We start from the raw sequence: 16,230 nt of genomic DNA, 5'->3' as shown, positions 1-16,230 counted from the left end.
TAGCTAACGTATCTGGCTCAGCCAGCCGAAACCGCCCAAGCCTGCTGGGTCGATCAGCTCGGCCTCCTGGGAGGCGCGGGCCAGCGCCCTCAGGTAGCCCGACGGGTCGGTCCGCGCGAGGTCGAGTGCGGGACGGGTGCCGGTGACTCCCAGAGTGCGCAGAATGTCGCGCTGTGTGGACAAAGTTGTGGATATCGCGCCGGCCTGCCGGCCCGCCTCCGCGCACGCGTCGAGTGCGACATGTGCGGTGATGTCGCAGGTCCCGTCGGGTATGGGCGCCACGACCGAACCGTCCCTGTATCCGGTGAGCGTGCCGCGGGGCGGCCGGTTATCCACAGGGTGTGCATAATCGACGGCGATCGCCTGGCCGCCCGCCAGCCGGGCGATCACGGCCGCCCACGCCGCGCACCGCGACCTGCCGACCTCGGCCCGCTGGCCCACCCGCCGCAGCGGCCACCACTGCTCGAGCCAGGCCAGATCGTCCTCGCCGGGCGGGTCGCCGAGCCGTTCCTCGCCCGTCCCGGTGTGGACCAGCACCAGGCGCGGGCCGGCGGCGGTCTGCTCCACGACGTCGAAGGGGACGTTGTCCAGCCACTCGTTGGCGATCGCCATGCCGGTGATGCCCTGCGGGATCGTGTGGCTCCACCTGATCGCCTCGGGCAGCCCGGCGGGCCGGGAGGACAGGTCGACGGCCGTGACCCTCAGCCTGGCCCGCAGCTCCGGCGGGGCCGCCGCGAGCACGTGCGCCGACAGCGCGCCGTCGCCGGCGCCGATGTCGACGAGATCGAGCGGGTCGGGACGGCCCAGCGCGCCGTCGAGGCGCAGCAGCATCGTCAGCACGGCCCCGGCGAAGACCGGTGAGGCGCCGACCGAGGTGCGGAAGTGCCCGGACGGGCGTTCGCGCAGGTAGAAGCCGCTCTCCCCGTACAGTGCCCGCTCCATCGCCGCTCGCCAGGTGAGCCACATGCCACGGACTATCTCATGACCTTCGACCGACACGCCTGGTGATGTGATGACTACTCCTTGTCGCCGCTTTGCGCTACGGTAACCCGGTGTCATCGAGCGATCACCCGGGCGCTCCCCCCGGTGACCCCGGTTCGATCGCCGATGCGGAGACCGACCGCGGCCCCGTGCCGCGCAATGAGAGGACATCCCCCATGTTCAAGAAGTCTGCCGTCGTCGCGGGTGTGCTGGCCATGATGGCGCTCGGCGCGCCCGCCGCCCACGCCGACAACATCACCAGCGGCAACAACGGCGTGCTGTCCGGCAACCAGATCTTCGCGCCGATCTCCATTCCGGTGAACGTGTGCGGCAACGCCGTGGGCATCTTCGGCTGGGCCGTGGCCGGGTGCAAGGGTGGCGCCTCGGTCGACGTCCACCAGCACTGATAGGCGCGCGCCCGCCGTGCGATGGAGCACGGCGGGCGCGTCTCACACCAGGGGCCGGCCCGTCGGCGGTGGGTCGGCCCTCCTTGTGGGGAGCGGGCGCCGGTCACCGTGCCCGGCGTCCACTCCGGCAGGGGTGTCCACTATGTATGCCCTTGCTGGGTTTTGTCCCCTCCCAACATGCGGCAAAAGAGCCATGACCGTGGCCGGTGACGACCGGCGGTTACCCTGGTCAGCAGTGTCGGATGACAGGGAGCGCGACGTCATGGACGCAGGGGATCGCCCGGGGCGGTTGGCCGTCGGCGTGCTGGGCGCGGGCAAGGTGGGCTCGGTGCTCGGCGCGGCGCTGGCCCAGGCCGGTCACAGGGTCGTGGCGGCGAGCGGCGTCTCCGACGCCTCGCAGCGCTGGGCGGGCGAACGGCTCGGCGTGCGCACGGTCAACCCCGAAGAGGTCGTCAGCAAGGCCGAACTGATCCTGCTCACCGTCCCCGACGACGCGCTGCCCGGCCTGGTCGCCGGACTCGCGGCCACCGGGGCCGACGTTCGCGGCAAGCTGCTCGTCCACACCAGCGGCGCCTACGGCCTGGCCGTCCTCGACCCCGCCCGGCAGGCGGGCGCGCTGCCGCTGGCCCTGCATCCCGTGATGACCTTCACCGGCAGGGACGACGACCTCAACAGGATCACCGGCATCTCCTTCGGCGTCACCTCACCCGAGCCGCTGCGCCCGATCGCCGAGGCGCTGGTCATCGAGATGGGCGGCGAGCCGGTCTGGATCGCCGACAGCGACCGCGCCCTCTACCACGCGGCGCTCGCGGGAGCGGCCAACCACATGGTCACACTGATCGCCGAGTCGCAGGAGCTGCTGGCGAAGATCGGGGTCGAGCACCCGGGCAGGATGCTCGGCCCGCTGCTCGGGGCCGCGCTCGACAACGTGCTCAGGCTGGGCATCACGGGGCTGACGGGGCCGGTGGTGCGCGGCGACGCCGGCACCGTGCGCAAGCACGTCGACGCGCTGATACTGGCGGCGCCCGAAGCGGCCGACGCATACGTGGCACTCGCTAGGCTCACGGCGGACCGGGCGCTCGCCGCCGGGTTGCTGAAGCCCGAGGCGGCCGAGCGGCTGCTCGACGCGCTCGGGGGAAACATGTGGACCTGATCGGGCCGGGACGTTCCGCCTGGACCTGATCAGTCTAGGAGGACACCGATGGAACTGATCGTCGCGCACGACCGCGCCGGCCTCGAGAAAGCCCGCTCCTCGGGCCGCGTGGCGCTCGTCCCGACCATGGGCGCCCTGCACGAGGGTCACCGCTCGCTGATGCGCGTGGCCCGTACGCTGGCCGACCAGGTCGTGGTCAGCATCTTCGTCAACCCGCTCCAGTTCGGCCCCGCCGAGGACTTCTCCCGTTACCCCCGCACCTTCGACTCCGACCTCGACATCTGCGCGGCCGAGGGGGTGGACGTGGTCTTCGCCCCCTCGGCCGACGACATGTACCGCCCCGACCGTCAGGTGAGCCTCTCCGCGGGCCGGATGGGCGCGATCGTCGAGGGCGCGGTGCGCCCCGGGCACTTCGACGGCGTGCTCACCGTGGTGCTGAAGCTGTTCAACCTCGTCGGGCCCCAGGTCGCGGTCTTCGGCCAGAAGGACGCCCAGCAGCTCGCGCTCATCAGGCGCATGGTCGCCGACCTCGACCTGCCCGTGGAGGTCGTGGGCGCGCCGACCGTGCGCGAGCCCGACGGGCTGGCCCTCTCCAGCCGTAACCGGTACCTCACGCCCGACGACCGGCAGCGCGCGCTGGCGCTCTCGCGCGCCCTGCACGCGGGGGCCGCGCGGCTCTCGCCCGCCGCCGTCCGCGCCGCCGCCGAGGGGGAGCTGGCCGCGTCCGGACTCGTGGCCGACTACGTTGTCCTCGTCGACCCCGCGACGTTCGCCGAGATTCCCGACGACTTCCGGGGCGAGGCGGTGTTGGCTGTCGCGGCCAAGGTCGGCACCACCCGCCTGATCGACAACGTCCTTATCGCTTTCTGAAGGAGCGTCGTGCTCAGGACCATGTTGACGTCCAAGATCCATCGAGCCACGGTCACGCAGGCCGACCTGCACTACGTGGGATCGTTGACCATCGACGAGGAGCTGATGGAGGCGGCCGGGTTGTTACCGGGCGAGCAGGTGCACGTGGTCGACATCGACAACGGCGCCCGCCTGGTGACCTACGCCATCACCGGCCCGCGCGGGTCGGGGATCATCGGTATCAACGGCGCCGCGGCCCGGCTGGTCTCACCGGGCGACCTAGTGATCATCATCGCGTACGGCCAGCTCGACGACGCCGAGGCGCGGGCCTTCACTCCCCGGGTGGTCCACGTCGACCGGGACAACAGGATCGTGGAGCTGGGCGCCGACCCCGCGGCCGCGGTCGAGGGCGCCATGCGCGGCGACGAGCTCCACGTCTAAGGGGAGGGGGCGGGGAAGGAGCACGGATCGCGGGGCGTTATCGTCATAGTGACGAAATCCGAGGAGGCTCCCCCATGAGTGCACCCGCGATCCCCATGAAGCTCACCGCCCCCGCCCCCGGCTGGACGGTCGAGGCGGACGTGATCGTGGTGGGTTCGGGCGTCGCCGGGCTGACCGTGGCCCTGCACCACGCCGAGCTCGACCCCACCGCGAAGGTCCTGGTCGTCACCAAGGACGTGCTGTCGTCCGGCTCCACGAGGTGGGCGCAGGGCGGCATCGCGGCCGTTCTCGACCCCGCCGACTCGCCCGGCGAGCACCTCGACGACACGCTGGTCGCCGGGGTCGGCCTGTGCGACGAGCAGGCCGTCAGGACGCTGGTGACGGAGGGGCCGGGAGCGCTGCGCAACCTGATCGCCAGGGGCGCCAGGTTCGACACCGACGAGAACGGCGAGCTCCAGCTCACCCGCGAAGGCGGGCACCACCGCAACCGCATCGTGCACGCGGGCGGCGACGCGACCGGCGCCGAGGTGCAGCGGGCGCTCATCCAGGCGGTCCTCGCGCACCCCGCGATCGAGGTGATCGAGCACGCCCTCGTGCTCGACCTGGTCAAGGACGCGGGGGGCCGGGCGCGCGGCGTCACCCTGCACGTCATGGGTGAGGGCGCGCGCGACGGTGTCGGAGAGGCGCGGGCCAGGGCCGTGGTGCTGGCCACCGGCGGCATGGGCCAGATCTACGCCGCCACCACCAACCCCGTCGTCTCGACGGGCGACGGCGTCGCGCTGGCGCTGCGCGCGGGCGCCGTCGTCAGGGACCTGGAGTTCGTGCAGTTCCACCCGACCGTGCTGTGGCTGGGGGAGGAGTCCACCGGCCAGCAGCCGCTGATCTCCGAGGCGGTACGCGGCGAGGGCGCCTACCTCGTCGACGCAGGCGGCGAGAGGTTCACCGACGAGCTCGCGCCCCGTGACGTGGTGGCCAAGGCGATCACGCGACAGCCGGGCCAGGTCTACCTCGACGGCCGCCACTTCGGGCTCGACAAGTGGAAGACCCGCTTCCCGACCATCTACGGCATCTGCCTCGAGCACGGGATCGATCCCGCCACGGACCTGATCCCCGTCATGCCCGCCGCCCACTACGCCAGCGGCGGCGTCCGGACCGACCTGCGCGGCCGTACCTCGATCGAGGGGCTCTACGCCTGCGGCGAGGTCGCCTGCACGGGCGTGCACGGCGCGAACCGGCTGGCCTCCAACTCGCTGCTGGAAGGACTGGTCTTCGCCGAGCGCATCGCCGAGGACATCCACCGGCTACGGCCCGCCCCCGGCGAACCCGCCGCGGCCACCGCGGAGGAGGGCCTGGTCGACCCCCGGGCCCGCACGCGCATCCAGGCCCACATGAGCAGCGGCGCGGGCGTGCTGCGCAGCCGGTCCTCGGTCACGCAGACGGGCGTCGCGCTCAGGGACGCCCGCTGGACCCCCGTGGCGGTCCAGCCCTGCGTGGAGTCGTGGGAGACCACGAACCTGCTCACCGTGGCCTCGGTCCTCGTGGCCGCCGCCTACGCCCGCCTGGAGACCAGGGGCTCGCACTGGCGGGAGGACTTCCCCGACCGCGACGACGAGAACTGGCTGGGACATCTGGACATCACGCTGACTCACGAGGGGCTGACCATGACCTACACGCCGCACGAGACGGCCCCGCGCCTGGCGCGGGAGCTGGAGGCCGCGGGGCTCGACCCGGCGACCGTGGACGAGGTCGTCTCGCGCGCGCTCGCCGAGGACCTTCAGGAGGCCGGCGACGTCACCTCACTGGCCACGATCCCCGCGGGGCAGCGCGCCACCGCCGACGTGGTGGCACGGGCTGACGGGGTGGTCGCGGGGCTCGCCGTCGCCGAGGCGGTCTTCCGCAGGCTGGGCGCCACCACCGTCGAGCGCAGAGCCAAGGACGGCGAGCGCGTACGGCACGGCGACGTGCTCATGACCGTCGAGGGCGAGACGCGCGCCCTGCTGACGGCCGAGCGCACCGCGCTCAACCTCCTCACCCACCTGTCGGGCATCGCGACGCTCACCGCGCGCTGGGTCGACGCGGTCGAGGGGACCGGAACCCGGGTGCGCGACAGCCGCAAGACGCTGCCGGGCCTGCGGGCGCTGGAGAAGTACGCGGTCAGGGCCGGCGGCGGGGTCAACCACCGCATGTCGCTGTCGGACGCGGCGCTCATCAAGGACAACCACGTGGTGGCCGCCGGCGGAGTCGCCGAGGCTTTCCGCAAGGTGAGAGACCTGTATCCCGAGCTGCCGATCGAGGTGGAGGTGGACCGCATCGACCAGATCGCCCCCGTCCTGGCCGAAGGCGCCGAGGAGATCCTTCTGGACAACTTCACCGTGGCGGAGCTGGCCAGGGCGGTGCGACTCGTCGACGGCCGGGCCAGGCTCGAGGCAAGTGGCGGGCTGACCTTGGAATCGGCCCGTGATGTAGCCGAAACTGGCGTGGACTACGTTGCTGTGGGAGCGCTCACGCACTCGGCACCTGCGCTTGACATAGCCCTGGATCTACGGGGGAACTAGATGCTGCTCGCGATCGACGTCGGCAACACCCACACGGTGCTCGGCCTCTTCGAAGGCGAGGAGGTCATCGAGCACTGGCGGATCGCCACCGATGCCCGCCGTACCGCTGACGAGATCGCGGTCGTCCTGCAGGGGCTGCTCGCCCAGTCGCCCCTGCTCAAGGACGCGGACGTGAGCGGCATCGCGATCTGCTCGACCGTGCCCTCGGTGCTGAACGAGATGCGCGAGATGTGCCGCCGCTACTACGGCGACGTCACCGCCGTCATCGTGGAGCCCGGCATCCGCACGGGAGTTCCGGTCAGGATGGACAACCCCAAGGAGGTCGGCAGCGACCGGATCGTCAACTCGCTGGCCGCCATCGACCAGTACGGCGGGCCCTGCATCATCGTCGACTTCGGCACCGCCACCTCCTTCGACGCGGTGTCGGCCAAGGGAGAGTACGTCGGCGCGGTCACCGCTCCGGGCATCGAGATCTCCGTCGACGCCCTCGCCGCCGCCGGGGCCCAGCTGCACAAGGTGGAGCTGATCAGGCCGCGCTCCGTGATCGCCAAGAACACCGTCGAGGCGCTGCAGTCGGGCATCATCTACGGCTTCGCCGGCCAGGTCGACGGCATCGTCGAGCGGATGGCGGCCGAGCTCGCCGACGACCCCGACGACGTCACGGTCGTGGCGACCGGCGGTCTCGCCTCGCTGGTGGTCAGGGAGGCGCGCTCGATCGACGTGCACGAGCCGTGGCTCACGCTCATCGGGCTCAGGCTCATCTACAACCGCAACGCGACATGACGAAGGGCCCCCGTGGGAGGGGCCCTTCGATCCGGTTTCTCACACCTCTTCGGCGTCGTAGAGGTCCCACCACTTGCCGCACTTGCTGACGCGGTGGGTGGACGGGTCGTACTGGCAGACCTTGACGCGCACCGCGTAGACGTCGTCCTCGTGGAACTGGAAGGACTTGTAGCCCGGGTAGCCGCAGTAGTAGCGCGAGTAGACCTGGTACCAGTCGTACTCGTCGTCGGCCGCCTGGAACTTCACGTACGCGCACTTGCCGCCCTGGTTGTAGGTCCTGTTGTCGAGGTCGTAGAGCCGTCCCTTGACGTGAACGGAGTTGCCGTCCTCGTAGTCGCCCTCGACGCCGATCCAGCCGCTGGCCTTGGCCAGGCCGTACTTGGCGTAGTAGGAGCCCCAGTAGTCGTCGTAGTCGGAGGCGCCGGTGGAGGAGGAGGTCGTCGAGGCGTTGGCGGTGGCGGGGAGCGACAGGGCGAGTGTGCCGGTGGCGGCCACTGCGAGGAAGCCTGTCGCGAGCTTCTTCATCATGATCTCTCCTTGAGCCCCGCGGTTCCGGCTCCCTGCCGGATCCCCCTGGGCTCCTGGGTCATTGGTAACCCCGCCTCCTTGCACTCCCTTTGCAAAGAGCTGACGAACTCTTGCATTGCGCCATATCGGTACCCTTTGGTGTTGTGAGCGACGAACTTCCCGAGCAGATGCGCATCCGGAGGGAGAAGCTCGACCGCCTTCGTGACGAGGGCGTCGATCCTTATCCGGTGACCTTCCCCCGTACGGCGACCAACGCCGAGATCAGGGAGAAGTACCAGGGTCTCGACCCTGACACCGCGACCGGCGACAAAGTCGGCGTCGCGGGGCGCGTCATGCTCAACCGCATCGGCGGGAAGCTCTGCTTCGCCACGCTGCGTGACGGCGGCGGTGACCTGCAGGTCATGATCTCCCTCGACAAGGTGGGAGAGGAGTCGCTGGCGGCGTGGAAGCGCGACGTCGACCTCGGCGACCACGTCGGCATCGAGGGAGAGGTCATCACCTCCCGGCGCGGTGAGCTGTCCATCCTCGCCGACCGCTGGCAGATCACCTCCAAGTGCCTGCGCCCGCTGCCGGAGAAGCACGTCGGCCTCACCGACCCCGAGGCCCGGGTACGGCAGCGCTACGTCGACCTCATCGTCAACGACGAGGCGCGCTCGATGGCCCGCGTCCGCAGCGCCACGGTCCGCGCGGTGCGCGACTTCTGGCACGAGGAGGGCTACCTCGAGGTCGAGACGCCCATGCTGCAGCCGATCCACGGCGGCGCGGCGGCACGGCCGTTCAAGACCCACATCAACGCCTACGACATGGAGCTCTACCTCCGCATCGCGATCGAGCTCTACCTGAAGCGGCTCGTGGTCGGCGGCATCGAGAAGGTCTTCGAGATCAACCGCAACTTCCGCAACGAGGGCGCGGACTCCACGCACAACCCCGAGTTCACGATGCTCGAGGCGTACGGCACCTATCTCGACTACAACGACATGGCCGAGCTCACGCAGCGGATGTACCAGCGGGCGGTCGTGGCCGCGCTGGACACCACCGTGGTCGTGCACGACGGCGTCGAGATCGACCTCGGCCTCGCGCGCTGGCCGAGGGTCAGGCTGTACGACGCGGTCTCCGCGGCGCTGGGCGAGGAGATCACCACCGACACCCCGCTCGAGCAGGTCAGGAAGTACGCCGACGAACGTCACGTCCACTGGGACGCGAAGTGGGGCCAGGGCAAGCTCGTCCAGGAGCTCTTCGAGGAGCTGGTCGAGCACACGCTGGTCCAGCCGACGTTCGTCATGGACTACCCGCTGGAGACCTCGCCCCTCACTCGGCAGCACCGCGACAACCCGCTGCTCACCGAGAAGTGGGACCTGATCGGGTTCGGCACCGAGCTCGGCACCGCCTACTCCGAGCTGGTCGACCCGATCGAGCAGCGCCGCAGGCTCACCGAGCAGTCGCTGCTGGCGGCCGGCGGCGATCCCGAGGCGATGCAGCTCGACGAGGACTTCCTGCAGGCGCTGGAGTACGCGATGCCGCCGACGGGTGGCGTCGGGGTCGGGATCGACCGGATGATCATGGCCTTCACCGGCAAGAACATCCGGGAGACGATCCTGTTCCCGCTGGTGAAGCCCACCGGCTGACGCGTGTCCACGCCGGTCGTCACCGCCGGGCGGGCTCGCCGGTGACGATCGGGGCGGTCGCGTCCTGAGGCGGCCCGGCGGGCCGTACCCGGACGGGTGGCGGTGTCAGAGGGTGAGGACCAGGCGACCGCGCAGGCCGCCCTTGGCGAGGCGGGCGTAAGCGTCGCCGGCCTGCTCCAGGGGGTAGGCCCCGGCGACCCTCGCGGTCAGCCGGCCGAGCCCGGCCAGCCGGGCGATCTCGGCGAGCTGGAACGGCTCCTCGCGGAAGAACACGGTGGCCACGTCCGTCCCCCGCAGCGCGACCGGTGCCACGCCGGCCGTCAGGGTGACGAACGTCCCCCCGTCGCGGAGGGCGTTCAGTCCCGCCAGGCCGGTCACGGCGGCGTCGATCACGGCGTCCACCCCGCCTGGCACCCGCTTCCTGACCGCCTCGCCCAGATCCTCCCCGCGCGGGACGAACCACTCGGCGCCGAACTCCCGGACCAGTTCCTCGTCGTCGCCTCCCGCCGCGGCCACCACCCGCAGGCCGCGGGCCGCCGCCAGTTCCACCGCGAACCCGCCGACGGCGCCCGCGGCCCCCGTGACCAGGACGGTCTGGCCCTGGCTCAGGTTCGCCCGGTCGAGCGACTGCCACGCGGTCAGCGTGTTGAGCGGCAGGGTGGCGGCCTCGACCAAGGACAACCCCGCCGGAGCGGGCGCGACCGCCGCCGCGTCGACCACCACGTGGTCCGCCTGGGCCTTGGTCGGCAGTTCGAGCCGGCTGACCAAGGCGATCACCTCTTGCCCGGGGGCGATGGCGACGCCTTCACCCACCTGGTCGACCACGCCCGCGGCGTCGAAGCCGAGGCCGTAGGAGTCGAGCTCGCGGGCGACGCCGTAGTCGCTGAGCGAACCTGAGGCGACCGCGAGGTCGAACGGGTTCAGGCCGGCGGCGGCGACCTTGATCCGGACCTGGCCCCGGCCCGCCTGGGGAGCCGGAGCCTCGATGAGCTCGGGAGAGCCGGAACCGCCGATGAGCGCACGCATGGTTGTCATACGGACGACCCTAGGGAGAGAAGCTCTCTTCTGGTAAGAAGGCACCTGGAAGTGCGTAAGCCACCCGGAGGAGCTCGCATGGCGACCAGGACGGCGGCCGCGCGCCGTGCCGCGGCCAAGCAGGAGTACGACGCGTACGTCGCGCAGTGCCCCTCGAGGAAGCTGCTGGACACCCTCAGCGACAAATGGGTCAGCCTGATACTCACCGCCCTGGCCGGCGGCTCGATGCGATACAGCGATCTGGCCAGGACGGTCGCGGGTGTGAGCCAGAAGATGCTGACGCAGACGCTTCGCGGGCTGGAAAGGGACGGGCTGGTCTTCAGAACGGTGACCGCCTCGGTGCCGGTGCGCGTGGATTATGAGCTCACGCCACTCGGAACGAGTCTGCTCCCGCTCATGGCCGCGATCAAGGAATGGGCGGAGAGTCACATCGAGGATGTCGAGCTTGCCCGCGAACGCTATGACGCCGGGCAGGCCGCTGAAAAAACGGCGTGAAATTCAGGATAAGAGCGCATTGCGGTCGGCCGGTTGTGGCCTGATCTTCGCGCCGTATGCCGCGCGAGTTCTTCATATAGAAACGATCAAGTCAATAGTCGCCGTCAAGCGCTTCGTGGAATCAACCTTGACGACCTTTCGAGTATGCGTTTACCGTCTGCGGGACGAGCAGCGGTGCTCGAGCCGAGACGTCGCCGAGTTGTGCTGTTGGGGGGAGGGCTCCCGATGGATGTGCTCACCGACGACGGAGTCGTGTTGAGCCAGGACGACCTGGATCTGCTCGCGGAGTTGGCCAAGGGCGTCACGGTCGACCGCGTGGGCAGAACGCTGGAGATCAGCGGCCGCACGGTCCGCCGCCGCCTGCGCGTCATCTGCGACAGGATCGGCGTCGCCACGGCCATCGAGGCCGTGGCCTGGGCCGCGCGCCGGCGACTGATCTAGTCGGCGATCCGTACGGCTCCCGCGAACGGCCTGTTGGCGATCGCGGCGACCCGGACGACGTCACCCGTGCGGGGCGCGTGCACCATCATCCCGCCGCCGATGTAGATGCCCACATGGTGCAGGTCGTTGTAGAAGAAGACCAGGTCGCCGGGGCGTAGCTGCTCGCGCGAGATGTGGGTGCCGGCCGTCCACTGGTCGCCGGTGTAGTGCGGCAGGCTGATGCCCACCTGCTGGTAGGCGGCCATGACCAGGCCCGAGCAGTCGAAGGAACTCGGCCCCTCGGCGCCCCACACGTACGGCTTGAGCTGCTGGGTCAGCGCCCAGCGGGCGGCCTGCGCGGCCTTGCCGCTGCCGATGATGGGCAGGTTGACCCTGCTGGCGCGGGTGCCCGGCCGTCCCGCCTCGCCCAGGGCGCGCCGGAACAGGCTGCTCTCGGTCTTGGCGACCATCGAGGTGATCTTGTCGCGCTTGCTGCCGAGGTCGTTGACGAGTTTCTGGACCTCGGCCAGGCGTGTCTTGGCGGTCGACCTCGCCTTCTCGGCGGCGGCGATGGACTCGGCGAGTTCCTTGACCTCCTGGCCCTGCTGCTGGCCGAGGGCGTAGGAGGTGGCGGCGGCGTCGAGGAAGGAGTCGGGGTCGGCCGCCGAGGTGAAGGCCAGGCCGTCGGCGAGGCCGCCGTACATGTAGGTGCTCTCGGCCACGAGCGTGGCTCGGGCGCGCTTGGCGGCCAGATCGGCCTCGCTGGTGGCCAGGACCTTCTTGGCGGTCTCGGCGGACTTCTTGACGCCCTTGAGCTTCTCGCGCTGCCCGTTGTACTGCTCGGTGAGCGTCTCGATGTCGTTGTGCATCTTCTCGACGCGCTCGGCGAGCTCCTTGAGCGTCGGCTTGGGGTCGGCGGCGGCCGGGCTCAGCGGCATGGCGAGGGCGAGGACGGCCATCGCGGCGCTCACGACGGCGAACCGCTTCCTGGGGGAGCCCGGTTCGTGGGGGCGGGCGTGCTTGCCCGCGGACTTCCCCTCGTGAGTGCGCCTGCGCTTCACCAACCAGCTCCTCTCGTAGCCGCCGACCGGGTTAGCTGACGGGTTCGGGCCGGAGCAGCCCTACCGAGCACGGACTCGGACTCACCCCTGTGGCGGTCGGTGGTCCGCCGGCGGGTCCCCGGCTCCCCGTGGTGGGGGATTAGGCGCGTCACCCACGCCTGGCTGCGTGGGTGACATCGTCGCTGGACACTAGTGCAAGCCAGGTTCGTGCTCAACCAGAACTACGGATCCAGTAGAGGATGCGCAAACAAAGGATCACGGGCGGGTCACGCGAAAGCCTGATCAACCAGGGCATTGCGTGCCCTTTGCCCGGATTGGCAGAGATTTGTCGGGCATGTCGTGCGTCGATGCGGAGCGTGCTCGCCTCGCTACGTGAGGTCATGTGATGGTAGTTAGGGATGGGCCGAAACAAGCTCGGTACGCTGAAGGGCCATGGAGCAGGCCGTCGAGCGCCCAATGCAGGACACCGAGATCGTCGTACGGCGCGCCCGCACGCCGGACGTCAGGTCGATCAAGCGCCTGGTCGACATCTACGCGGGGGCGGGCCGCAAGCTTCTCGAAAAAGCCACGGTCACGCTGTACGAGGACGTCCAGGAGTTCTGGGTCGCCGAGCGCGGCGGCCAGGTGGTCGGCTGTGGCGCGCTCCATGTGCTGTGGGAGGACCTCGCCGAAATTCGCACGGTAGCCGTGGATCCCGCGGCCAAAGGTTCAGGCGTCGGTCACCGTATTGTTACCGCGCTCGTGAGAACGGCTCGCGACCTGGGCCTTCGCCGGGTCTTCTGCCTGACGTTCGAGGTCGACTTCTTCGCCCGACACGGCTTCGTGCCCATCCAGGGAACACCGGTATCACCCGAGGTCTACGCCGAGCTGCTGGCCTCCTACGACGAGGGTGTGGCCGAGTTTCTGGACCTCGAGCACGTCAAGCCCAACACCCTTGGCAACACCAGGATGCTGCTTCATCTGGACGCAGTTGACTACGGCGTTGACCAAGAGGAAAGGTGATTGTTGATACTCATGTCGATACGTTGGGCAACAGCAAGCATGTGTCCTGACATGTGCCACATGCGCCATCGAAGCGAGGTGACACGGTGAGCACCGGACAGCCGCCGTACCCGGACCAACCTGACGACAATTCCGGATACGGTCAGCAGAACGCAGGACGCCCTGGCGAGCAGCCGGATCCTGATGTGACGATCGTCGGCTATCGCCATGAGGGCGGCGGCTACGGTCAGCCGTCACAGGGCCAGCCCGACCAAGGCTACGGCCAGCAGGGCTACGGCCAGCAGCCCGGTTACGGCCAGCAGGGTTACGGCCAGCAGCAGCAGCCCGGCTACGGCCAGCCTTCCTCGGGCCAGCAGGGCTACGGCCAGCAGCAGCCCGGCTATGGACAGCAGGGCTACGGCCAGCCCGCGTCAGGCCAGCAGCCCGGCTACGGCCAGCCCTCCTCGGGCCAGCAGGGCTACGGCCAGCAGCCCCCCGCTTCCGGCCAGCAGCCTTACGGTCAGCAGGGCTACGGCCAGCAGTACGGCCAGCCCGGCTACGGCCAGCAGGGCTCCTCGGGCCAGCAGCCCGAGTACGGCCAGCAGGGCTACGGTCAGCAGCAGGCCTCGTCCGGCCAGCAGCCCGAGTACGGGCAGCAGGGCTACGGCCAGCAGCAGGGCTCCTCGGGCCAGCAGCCCGAGTACGGCCAGCAGCCGGAGTACGGCCAGCCCGGCTACGGCCAGCAGCAGCCCGGGTACGGCCAGCCGGCATCCGGCCAGCAGCCCGGTTACGGCCAGCCCTCGGGTCAGCAGCCCGGTTATGGCCAGCAGCCCGGCTATGGTCAGCAGGGCTACGGCCAGCAGGGCCAGTCGCAGCCCGGCTACGGTCAGTCCTCGCCCTACGGTCAGCAGCAGCCCTACCAGCCCGGTTACGGCCAGCAGCAGCCGCCCGCCTACGGCCAGCCCGGCTACGGCCAGCCGTACGGCGCTCCGGCCGGCCTGCAGCCGCCCGGCGCACCCGCCCCGCTCGCCGAGTGGTGGCAGCGCCTGGTCGCCCGCATCGTCGACGGCGTGATCTTCGCGGTCTTCTGGATCATCGTGAGCACGGTCCTGTTCATGGTCGCGGGTCCGAGCTACGACCTCGCCACCGGCACGTTCACCGGCATGAACCCGCTCGTCCTCGCGGCGATCCTCGCCGTCCTCGCGGCGCTGTTCTACGTGGGTTACGAGTTCCTGCTGACCAAGTCCAAGGGGCAGACGGTCGGCAAGATGATCATGGGTATCAAGATCGTCCCGGTCGGCGGCTCGCTGCCCCCCGGCGGTCTGGAGAGCGACTCCGCCATCAAGCGGGCCGGCATCACCTGGGGCGGCGTGATCCTCAACGCCATCCCGATCCTCGGTGGCCTGCTGGCCTTCGCCGCGATCGGCGTCAACGGCGCCTCCCACCTCTGGGACAAGCCGCTGCAGCAGACCTTCGCCGACAAGTTCGCCGGCACCGTGGTCGTGAAGATCAAGTAAGCGGATACCGAAAAAACGGGGACCGGCGTCGCGCCGGCCCCCGTTTTCGCGTCCCCGGCCCTGTAATCGCGGCCGGCCGGCGTACAGAATGGGGCTTATGGTCGCGCCGCCGCCAGGAGTGCCGGCCGTACCGGCCGATTGGTGGGAACGGCTCGTCGCGCGAAGCATTGAGGCTCTCGTCGTCGGGGTTCTCTATTACATTCTGTTCATCACGGCCTGGGGTTTGTTGCGGACTGTCGGCCTGCTTGAGGTGTATGGCGACCGGTTGCCGAGGTTGTTGGCCTGGCTGGCCGTGGGGCTGGGTTATGCGGGCTATGACTGCCTGGTCCATTACCGGCGGCGCCGTACCTTCGGGAAGGCGATCATGAAGATAAGGCTGGCGCCTGCCCCGGGGCGGCGGCTGGGGCCGGAGGATCTGGCGAAACGCGCGCTGCTCTATCCCGGGCCGATCGCGCTCGCGGGGATTCCTGGCGCCAATGTCGTTGTCGGAATCCTGGTGTTCGCCGTCGGACTGTCTATCTTGATCGACAAGCCCCTCCAGCAGGGGTTGCACGACCGGTGGGCGGGTTCGTTGGTGATCAAAGACCCTCGCTGAAGTGTGCATCTGCCCCCAGACGCCGATTTTTCAGGATTTTCCGGGCGATCGGGTAAGAACTCTGGAGAGACTGGCATTAGGCTAGGTGGCACACACCCCGCCAGGTGGCGCTCCCTTTGGCGCTATCGTCGGGGCGGAGAGTCGACAACAGCTGTCCCGTCCGTCGCAGGGCGGCACGTGCATAAAGGGCGCGTCTCCCACAAACCCCATGAGGCGGCGTGGGGCGGAATGCAGCCGCCGGGCGCCGTCCAAACAGGACGGGTCCGTCCGGGGACCGAACTGACCCGGGAGTCAGGGAATCCGCGAAGCGCTGAATTGTCTCGTCGCCTTTCCGGGTATATGTTTGGCACGCGAATGAAACAATGCGCCGGGAAAGGATTCCGTAGATGGCCAAGCAGATCCAGGAGATTCTCATCGATGACCTCGATGGGGGCGAGGCCAATGAGACGGTCAGCTTCGCCATTGACGGCGCGTCGTATGAGATTGACCTCAGCGACGTTAACGCCAAGAAGCTGCGGGACGCGCTGTCGCCTTTCGTGACGTCCGCCCGCAAGTCGGGTGCCGTTGCGGCCCGTCGCCGGGTGCGCGGCGGAGCACGTTCCATGAGCCGTGAGAAGAGCTCCGAGATTCGGCAGTGGGCCAAGGCCCACGGCCTCCAGGTCAGCGAGCGCGGCCGCATCTCCTCCGCGATCGTGGAGAAGTACGAACAAGCCCACTGACATCATGCGCTTATGCCGATCGCCTAGAACCCCGGAGATCGCCATAAGCGCATGATCGTGTTTGCCGGTGAAAACCGGGCATGTC

Annotated in this window: 17 protein-coding genes and 1 riboswitch; of the genes, 13 read left to right on the top strand and 4 right to left on the bottom strand. The window is 69.5% G+C overall.

Going from position 1 to position 16,230, the window contains the following annotated elements; translation table 11 throughout:
- Window positions 1-3: 3 nt before the first annotated feature.
- A complete protein-coding gene (locus tag ACWDLG_RS20305) occupies window positions 4-966 on the bottom strand; it encodes an SAM-dependent methyltransferase (RefSeq protein ID WP_449921988.1) in 963 nt (320 codons plus the stop codon).
- 191 nt (window positions 967-1,157) lie between these two features.
- Here ACWDLG_RS20305 and ACWDLG_RS20300 point away from each other — a divergent pair, with 191 nt between their 5' ends.
- The 6 genes from ACWDLG_RS20300 to ACWDLG_RS20275 all read left to right on the top strand — a co-directional run bounded on the left by ACWDLG_RS20300 (window position 1,158) and on the right by ACWDLG_RS20275 (window position 7,169).
- Window positions 1,158-1,388, top strand: coding sequence for a chaplin (locus ACWDLG_RS20300; protein ID WP_354909378.1), 231 nt, complete (start codon window positions 1,158-1,160; stop codon window positions 1,386-1,388).
- 262 nt (window positions 1,389-1,650) lie between these two features.
- Window positions 1,651-2,541: a Rossmann-like and DUF2520 domain-containing protein gene (locus ACWDLG_RS20295; RefSeq protein WP_449922150.1), complete on the top strand. Its 891-nt coding sequence runs from the start codon at window positions 1,651-1,653 to the stop codon at window positions 2,539-2,541.
- A 48-nt stretch (window positions 2,542-2,589) separates the two neighbouring features.
- A complete protein-coding gene (panC, locus tag ACWDLG_RS20290) occupies window positions 2,590-3,411 on the top strand; it encodes a pantoate--beta-alanine ligase (protein ID WP_449921986.1) in 822 nt (273 codons plus the stop codon).
- A gap of 9 nt (window positions 3,412-3,420) precedes the next feature.
- Window positions 3,421-3,831: an aspartate 1-decarboxylase gene (gene panD / locus ACWDLG_RS20285; RefSeq protein WP_449921984.1), complete on the top strand. Its 411-nt coding sequence runs from the start codon at window positions 3,421-3,423 to the stop codon at window positions 3,829-3,831.
- 74 nt (window positions 3,832-3,905) lie between these two features.
- Window positions 3,906-6,386: an L-aspartate oxidase gene (locus ACWDLG_RS20280; RefSeq protein ID WP_449921982.1), complete on the top strand. Its 2,481-nt coding sequence runs from the start codon at window positions 3,906-3,908 to the stop codon at window positions 6,384-6,386.
- Entirely contained in the window at window positions 6,387-7,169 is a 783-nt protein-coding gene (locus ACWDLG_RS20275; RefSeq protein WP_354909390.1) for a type III pantothenate kinase, read from the top strand.
- Window positions 7,170-7,208: 39 nt separating this feature from the next.
- On the opposite strand, the gene ACWDLG_RS20270 is transcribed toward ACWDLG_RS20275, so the two are convergent.
- Window positions 7,209-7,697, bottom strand: a complete 489-nt coding sequence (locus tag ACWDLG_RS20270) for a hypothetical protein (RefSeq protein ID WP_449921980.1) — start codon at window positions 7,695-7,697, stop codon at window positions 7,209-7,211.
- A 143-nt stretch (window positions 7,698-7,840) separates the two neighbouring features.
- Between ACWDLG_RS20270 and lysX the strand changes: the two genes are divergently transcribed.
- Window positions 7,841-9,322, top strand: coding sequence for a bifunctional lysylphosphatidylglycerol synthetase/lysine--tRNA ligase LysX (lysX, locus tag ACWDLG_RS20265; RefSeq protein ID WP_354909395.1), 1,482 nt, complete (start codon window positions 7,841-7,843; stop codon window positions 9,320-9,322).
- Window positions 9,323-9,427: 105 nt separating this feature from the next.
- Here lysX and ACWDLG_RS20260 read toward each other — a convergent pair whose 3' ends face one another.
- Complete coding sequence (locus ACWDLG_RS20260; RefSeq protein WP_449921978.1) at window positions 9,428-10,357, bottom strand: NADP-dependent oxidoreductase; 930 nt, start codon at window positions 10,355-10,357, stop codon at window positions 9,428-9,430.
- A gap of 78 nt (window positions 10,358-10,435) precedes the next feature.
- Here ACWDLG_RS20260 and ACWDLG_RS20255 point away from each other — a divergent pair, with 78 nt between their 5' ends.
- Together ACWDLG_RS20255 and ACWDLG_RS20250 are read left to right on the top strand one after the other, a co-directional pair.
- Window positions 10,436-10,852: a winged helix-turn-helix transcriptional regulator gene (locus ACWDLG_RS20255; RefSeq protein WP_449921976.1), complete on the top strand. Its 417-nt coding sequence runs from the start codon at window positions 10,436-10,438 to the stop codon at window positions 10,850-10,852.
- 225 nt (window positions 10,853-11,077) lie between these two features.
- Complete coding sequence (locus tag ACWDLG_RS20250) at window positions 11,078-11,293, top strand: LuxR C-terminal-related transcriptional regulator (RefSeq protein ID WP_354909400.1); 216 nt, start codon at window positions 11,078-11,080, stop codon at window positions 11,291-11,293.
- Here the strand turns inward: ACWDLG_RS20250 and ACWDLG_RS20245 are convergent.
- A complete protein-coding gene (locus tag ACWDLG_RS20245; RefSeq protein WP_449921974.1) occupies window positions 11,290-12,333 on the bottom strand; it encodes an NlpC/P60 family protein in 1,044 nt (347 codons plus the stop codon). The genes ACWDLG_RS20250 and ACWDLG_RS20245 overlap by 4 nt on opposite strands.
- Window positions 12,334-12,338: 5 nt before the next feature.
- Window positions 12,339-12,489, bottom strand: a riboswitch (cyclic di-AMP (ydaO/yuaA leader).
- A gap of 276 nt (window positions 12,490-12,765) precedes the next feature.
- Between ACWDLG_RS20245 and ACWDLG_RS20240 the strand changes: the two genes are divergently transcribed.
- From ACWDLG_RS20240 to ACWDLG_RS20225, 4 genes are all read left to right on the top strand, one after another.
- Complete coding sequence (locus tag ACWDLG_RS20240) at window positions 12,766-13,335, top strand: amino-acid N-acetyltransferase (protein WP_449921972.1); 570 nt, start codon at window positions 12,766-12,768, stop codon at window positions 13,333-13,335.
- A gap of 86 nt (window positions 13,336-13,421) precedes the next feature.
- Window positions 13,422-14,831 carry an RDD family protein gene (locus tag ACWDLG_RS20235; protein WP_449921970.1) on the top strand — a complete coding sequence of 470 codons (1,410 nt, stop codon included), beginning with the start codon at window positions 13,422-13,424 and terminating at the stop codon, window positions 14,829-14,831.
- A 97-nt stretch (window positions 14,832-14,928) separates the two neighbouring features.
- A complete protein-coding gene (locus ACWDLG_RS20230; RefSeq protein ID WP_354909408.1) occupies window positions 14,929-15,426 on the top strand; it encodes an RDD family protein in 498 nt (165 codons plus the stop codon).
- Between the two features lie 386 nt (window positions 15,427-15,812).
- Complete coding sequence (locus ACWDLG_RS20225) at window positions 15,813-16,145, top strand: histone-like nucleoid-structuring protein Lsr2 (RefSeq protein ID WP_354909410.1); 333 nt, start codon at window positions 15,813-15,815, stop codon at window positions 16,143-16,145.
- The last annotated feature ends 85 nt before the right edge of the window (window positions 16,146-16,230 follow it).

This window comes from Nonomuraea sp. NPDC003727 (assembly GCF_053586935.1).
Note: the sequence above shows the minus strand (reverse complement) of the source record. Positions and strands in the feature narration are given on the sequence as shown.

Excerpts from the sequence above, each read along its gene's own strand:
- ACWDLG_RS20305 (WP_449921988.1), bottom strand. The coding sequence starts at position 966 with ATGTGGCTCACCTGGCGAGCGGCGATGGAGCGGGCACTGTACGGGGAG.
- ACWDLG_RS20300 (WP_354909378.1), top strand. The coding sequence starts at position 1,158 with ATGTTCAAGAAGTCTGCCGTCGTCGCGGGTGTGCTGGCCATGATGGCG.
- ACWDLG_RS20295 (WP_449922150.1), top strand. The coding sequence starts at position 1,651 with ATGGACGCAGGGGATCGCCCGGGGCGGTTGGCCGTCGGCGTGCTGGGC.
- panC (WP_449921986.1), top strand. The coding sequence starts at position 2,590 with ATGGAACTGATCGTCGCGCACGACCGCGCCGGCCTCGAGAAAGCCCGC.
- ACWDLG_RS20280 (WP_449921982.1), top strand. The coding sequence starts at position 3,906 with ATGAGTGCACCCGCGATCCCCATGAAGCTCACCGCCCCCGCCCCCGGC.
- ACWDLG_RS20275 (WP_354909390.1), top strand. The coding sequence starts at position 6,387 with ATGCTGCTCGCGATCGACGTCGGCAACACCCACACGGTGCTCGGCCTC.
- ACWDLG_RS20270 (WP_449921980.1), bottom strand. The coding sequence starts at position 7,697 with ATGATGAAGAAGCTCGCGACAGGCTTCCTCGCAGTGGCCGCCACCGGC.
- ACWDLG_RS20260 (WP_449921978.1), bottom strand. The coding sequence starts at position 10,357 with ATGACAACCATGCGTGCGCTCATCGGCGGTTCCGGCTCTCCCGAGCTC.
- ACWDLG_RS20255 (WP_449921976.1), top strand. The coding sequence starts at position 10,436 with ATGGCGACCAGGACGGCGGCCGCGCGCCGTGCCGCGGCCAAGCAGGAG.
- ACWDLG_RS20250 (WP_354909400.1), top strand. The coding sequence starts at position 11,078 with ATGGATGTGCTCACCGACGACGGAGTCGTGTTGAGCCAGGACGACCTG.
- ACWDLG_RS20240 (WP_449921972.1), top strand. The coding sequence starts at position 12,766 with ATGGAGCAGGCCGTCGAGCGCCCAATGCAGGACACCGAGATCGTCGTA.
- ACWDLG_RS20230 (WP_354909408.1), top strand. The coding sequence starts at position 14,929 with ATGGTCGCGCCGCCGCCAGGAGTGCCGGCCGTACCGGCCGATTGGTGG.
- ACWDLG_RS20225 (WP_354909410.1), top strand. The coding sequence starts at position 15,813 with ATGGCCAAGCAGATCCAGGAGATTCTCATCGATGACCTCGATGGGGGC.